Here is a 4,855-nt window from a genome sequence, read left to right as displayed (position 1 = left end):
CCATTTTACCTCTTTCCCTTTATCCAGTCCACACTACCTAGAACAGTGTCTCTGTCCCGCCCTAAACAGAGCCTCTCTCCTGCCCTAGACAGTGTCTCTCTCCCGCCCTAGACAGAGCCTCTCTCCTGCCCTAGACAGTGTCTCTCTCCCGCCTAGAACAGTGCCTCTGTTCCGCCCTAGACAGTGCCTCTCTCCCGCCTAGAACAGTGTCTCTCTTCCGCCCACACGAGAGGCTCTGTGCCAAGCGAGTTTGCGGTAAGCGAAGCGGCGCAAACTCGATAGCAACGCCTTCGGCGTTGCGGCAGTTTCCTCAAGAAACTCGCGGCACAGGGAGTTCCCCTTGCGCTACCTATATGCCGAGTTCCTTCAAGGAACTCGGGCGTAAGACATTCGGCTTGCGCCGAATGTCTTACGCGCCTATACTGACCCCATGACTGACGCGAATCAGGCGGCGCGCAAGGCGCTCCACTGGGCGGACTCGTGGGCGGACGCCATAATCCGCGAGCGCGGCGATCTCGACGCATACACCTGCTCGGCGGGAATCACGCCGTCGGGCACCGTGCATATCGGCAACTTCCGCGAAATCATATCCGTAGACCTCGTCGTGCGCGCCCTCCGCGACCGCGGCAAAAACGCGCGCTTCCTCTATTCGTGGGACGACTACGACGTGTTCCGCAAAGTGCCCGCCAATATGCCCGAGCAGGATATGCTCAAAGCGCACCTGCGCTTCCCTATCACGCTGGTGCCCGACCCGTTCGGGCGCGACGAATCCTATGCGCGCCACCATGAAGCCGACGTGGAAGCCGTGCTGCCGAAGGTCGGAATCACGCCCGAATACCGGTATCAGGCGGAATGCTACCGCGCGGGACGCTACGCCGAAGGCATGAGGACGGCGCTGCGGAACCGCGACCGAATCCGCGACTGCCTGAACCGCTTCCGCGACGACGCGCACAAAATCAGCGGGCAAGAGGACTACTGGCCCGTCGCGGCGTTCTGCGCGAAGTGCAACAGGGACGCCACCGAAATCGACTCCTATGACGGCGACTACGGCGTGACATATCACTGCACCGCCTGCGGGCACGCCGAAACCGCCGACCTCCGCACCGCGAAGGGGCTCAAGCTCGGCTGGCGCGTCGACTGGCCTATGCGCTGGCGCTACGAACGGACGGTGTTTGAACCCGCCGGCAAGGATCACCACAGCAAAGGCGGCTCCTTCGACACAGCGCGGCTCGTCTCCAAAGAGGTTTTCGGCTGGGACGCGCCCGTGTCATTCCGCTACGACTTTATCGGCATTAAGGGCGCGCCGGGCAAAATGTCGTCGTCGAAGGGCGACGTGATTACGCTCGGCGACGTGCTGCGCGTGTACCAGCCGGAAGTCGTCCGCTACCTGTTCGCGGGCACGCGCCCGAACACCGAGTTCGCCATAAGTTTCGACCTCGACGTGCTCAAAACCTACGAGGACTACGACAGGACGGAGCGCATTGCGTGGGGCGCGGAGAAAGCCAAGAACGACGAGGCGTTTTTGAAGGAGCGGCGCATATATGAGCTTTCGCAGGTGGGCGATATGCCCGCCGAAATGCCGTATCAGGCACCGTTCCGGCACCTCTGCAATATCCTGCAAATCAACTCCGGCGACATAGGCGCGACGCTCGCCTCCCTCCCCGGCGTGAAGCCGGAGCAGGAAGCGCGGCTCCGCGCCCGCTGCGAATGCGCGTGGCGCTGGGTGACGGAATGCGCCCCCGACGAGTTCGCGTTTTCGCTCCGCGCCGACGGCTCAAAAGCCGCGCTTTCTGAGGCGGAAGTACAGGCGCTGCGGCGGATTCGCGCCGACATAGCGCCGCAACTGGACGCGCTCGGCGAAAAGGCGCTCTCCGAAGCGCTGTACGCCGTCGCAAGCGGGTTTGCGCTTGAGCCGAAGGCGCTGTTTCAGGCGGTGTATCAGGCGCTTATCGGCAAGAATCAGGGTCCGCGCCTTGCCAGCTTCATGAAGATTATCGGGCGGGAGCGGCTGGAACGGATTCTGAGCGCGTATTAAGGCGTTCGGCGAGAGCCGAACGTCCGAGTTTTCTGGAAGAAACTCGGCATAGCGGTGAAACCTAGTGCCGCCTCTTTTGCAAAGAATAGGCATAAAAAAAGAGCGGCTTCCGCCGCTCCCCTCCCGCTCATTTCAAATCGATATGGAGAGAAGGGAAGGGGCTTCGCCCTTTCCCTTCTCGTCTCAATAAACAGCGGGTCTCCCCGCTTTTTATTGACGCCTTACGGCACCACCGCCGAGCTTATCGCGCTCCACGGTCCCTTCTCGCCGCGGGTATTCTCCCACCGGAGGCAGACGTATACCCTGCTACCCTGCTGGTCGCCCGTAAACGCTAGCTTATGAGGCGGGCGGGTGCTGAACTCGGAATGCGTCAAGTCCTCCATAAGGAGAGAAGCTTGACTGCAGTCCGCGACAGTGCCGCTTGTCACAGCGCCTTCTGCCGGTATTCCGTACTCGTCAACTGCCAAGTGTAATTTGGCTGTTCAGCCCTCTTTTGTGCGGCTAATGTCCTGAATGCCGTCGCGCGCCCCGCATACGTCCGCGTGCGCCTTGATATACGTCGAATCTATCATAAAGATATCCCCGGCAGGCTCGCCTGTTGCGGCGTCCGCCAGTATTCTCCATATTCCCTTATCCCGCCAGCGGCAAAACCGCTTATGTATGCTGTTCCAGTTCCCGAATTCTGGCGGTATATCCCTCCACGGAGCGCCTGTGCGCGTCTGCCACGCTACCGCGTTGATAAACCATGCGGTTGTCTTTCGCCACTCTCCCGTGCTTCCCTTCCTGTCCGGGCAGCAGGTCTTTTATCCGTTCCCGCGCCTCGTCGCTTATATCGTTCCGGTGAATGCCTTCATTTTCTTTCATGCTCCTCATTTTACCTCTTTCCCTTTCTTTAGTCCACACCGCCTAACACTACTCTTAGTGCGAAGCATACACTAGAAGTAGAAGCTAACCCCCGCGGGAAAGCCGCGCAGATAGGTTTTACGCGCCGAAGAGCTGCTTGAATTCCCGCGCATAGACTTCAGGCAGCTTGTAGCGCATGATTTCCTGCTTGGCGGAAAGCGTTTTGCCTGCCGCGAACGCCTCTTCCAGCAACACGAAGCGCCCTATCCGCTCGAACGAGCGAAAGCCGTTTTTGGCGCTGACGGCGTCGCGGATTTCCCGGTAGAACAGCTTGCCGATTTCCGGCGTCTTCAGCAGCTCGCCGTAAGACGCGGCGGCAAGGCACTGCTCCGCGGCATACGCGGCGACCTCGTCTTTTTCCGGCAGGATGAGTGCCCCCAGATAACGTTCGTTCTGCCCCACCACGACGGCTTGCGCGATATAGCGCGATTCGGCGAGCTTCAGCTCGAGCGGCAATGGCTCGACATTTTCCCCGCCGCGCAGCACTATAGTGTCCTTTTTGCGTCCGCGCAGCGCCAGTTCCCCTGAAACCGTGAACACGGCGAGGTCGCCCGTGTCGAACCAGCCGTCGGAGCTCAGCACCGCGGCGCTCAGGTCGGCGCGCTTGTAATACCCCTTCATCACGGTGCCGCCCCGAATGCGGAGCGAGCCCTGTTGTCCCGCCGGAAGCGGCTTGCCTTCGCTGTCAACCACCTGCGCCTCGACGCCGCGAATCGGCTTGCCGACCGTGCCGAATACCGGCGCGTCGACCGGGCGCACGCACACCACCGGAGCCGTTTCGGTCAGCCCGTAGCCCTCCACCACCCGCATTGCCTGTATACTCCAGCGCAATGAAGACTCCCGCGAAGAAACCCGCTAAACTGACAGAAAAGACGCTGCCGAAGATACTCAAGGCGGTGGCGAAAAAATATCCCCGCGTCGGGGCGCAATACTTCCGCAATGCCAAAGGCGGGTTTGACGTCGTCACGTATAATTCACTGCTTCTCGTCATGCTCGACTTCGGCGCGGGGCTGCTTGCGTCCGGCATTCGGCGCGGCGACCATATCGGCTTCATTTCCGACAACCGGAAGGAGTGGTTTCAAGCCGATATGGGGCTTATGGCTATCGGCGCGGTCGACGTGCCGCGCGGCTGCGACGTGTCCGAGCGCGACCTGCGCTTCATCCTGTCCTCCGCCGAATGCAAAACCGTTATCGCCGAAAACACCGTGCAGGCAGCGCGCATACTCGGCATGAAAGCCGCGCTGCCGCTGGCTGAAACCGCCGTCCTCGCGGAGCGGTGCGCGGTCGAACTGTGTTCTTTCGACGATATACGCGCGCTCGGTAGGCGGTTCCGCGCCGGAAACCGCGGCGCCGTCGAAGCCGAGCTCGATAAAGGCGGCTGGGACGACCTCGCCTGCATTATCTTTACATCGGGAACGACCGGCGAGCCGAAAGGAGCTATGCTCTCACACGGCAACTTTATCACGCAGCTCGACGAGCTGAACGAGCGCATTTACCTGCACCCGGGCGAGCGGGCGATTCTGGTGCTGCCCGTGTGGCACGCCTTCGAGCGGCTCTGCGAATATGTCGCGGCGAGCCAAGCCGCCGGTCTATGCTATTCCAAGCCGGTCGGCAGCGCGCTGCTCGCGGATATGCAGAAGCTCAACCCGCAGCTTCTGCCGGCGGTGCCGCGCGTCTTTGAGGCGCTCTACGACGGAATTCGCCGCGCGGCGCGGAAAAGGGGCGGCGTCTCGGCGGGGCTGTTCGCGTTCTTTGTCGTCGCGGCGAAGCTGCATTCCGCACTAGACCGGCGCTTGTTCCGCAAAGCGGCGCGTTTCGGCAATGACTATATCGTCCTGCAGTGGCTTGTGTTTGGCGTCCCGTGGCTGCTGCTTTATCCGCTGAAACTGCTCGGCGGAGTTCTCGTATTCAGAAAAA

Annotated in this window: 6 protein-coding genes; 2 read left to right on the top strand and 4 right to left on the bottom strand. The window is 61.2% G+C overall.

Features of this window, described 5'->3' with window-relative positions; all coding sequences use genetic code 11:
- The first annotated feature begins 430 nt into the window (after nucleotides 1-430).
- Nucleotides 431-2,035 (top strand): lysine--tRNA ligase, encoded by a 1,605-nt coding sequence (lysS, locus tag AWU74_RS03805; RefSeq protein ID WP_062327767.1) that lies wholly within the window; start codon nucleotides 431-433, stop codon nucleotides 2,033-2,035.
- Between the two features lie 221 nt (nucleotides 2,036-2,256).
- On the opposite strand, the gene AWU74_RS03800 is transcribed toward lysS, so the two are convergent.
- From AWU74_RS03800 to AWU74_RS03790, 4 genes are all read right to left on the bottom strand, one after another.
- Complete coding sequence (locus tag AWU74_RS03800; RefSeq protein WP_062327763.1) at nucleotides 2,257-2,502, bottom strand: hypothetical protein; 246 nt, start codon at nucleotides 2,500-2,502, stop codon at nucleotides 2,257-2,259.
- Between the two features lie 15 nt (nucleotides 2,503-2,517).
- Nucleotides 2,518-2,775 (bottom strand): transposase, encoded by a 258-nt coding sequence (locus AWU74_RS13425; protein ID WP_162504764.1) that lies wholly within the window; start codon nucleotides 2,773-2,775, stop codon nucleotides 2,518-2,520.
- Complete coding sequence (locus AWU74_RS03795; RefSeq protein ID WP_062327760.1) at nucleotides 2,690-2,899, bottom strand: hypothetical protein; 210 nt, start codon at nucleotides 2,897-2,899, stop codon at nucleotides 2,690-2,692. Before AWU74_RS03795 ends, AWU74_RS13425 begins: the two co-directional genes overlap by 86 nt.
- A gap of 117 nt (nucleotides 2,900-3,016) precedes the next feature.
- On the bottom strand, nucleotides 3,017-3,769 hold the full coding sequence (locus tag AWU74_RS03790; RefSeq protein ID WP_062327758.1) for an AMP-binding protein: 753 nt from the start codon (nucleotides 3,767-3,769) through the stop codon (nucleotides 3,017-3,019).
- Between AWU74_RS03790 and AWU74_RS03785 the strand changes: the two genes are divergently transcribed.
- On the top strand, nucleotides 3,769-4,855 hold a 1,087-nt coding region (locus AWU74_RS03785), incomplete at its 3' end, for an AMP-binding protein (protein ID WP_162504762.1). The genes AWU74_RS03790 and AWU74_RS03785 overlap by 1 nt on opposite strands.

The sequence above is a fragment of the Treponema endosymbiont of Eucomonympha sp. genome (assembly GCF_001028545.1).
This window is presented reverse-complemented; position numbering and strand designations above follow the sequence as displayed.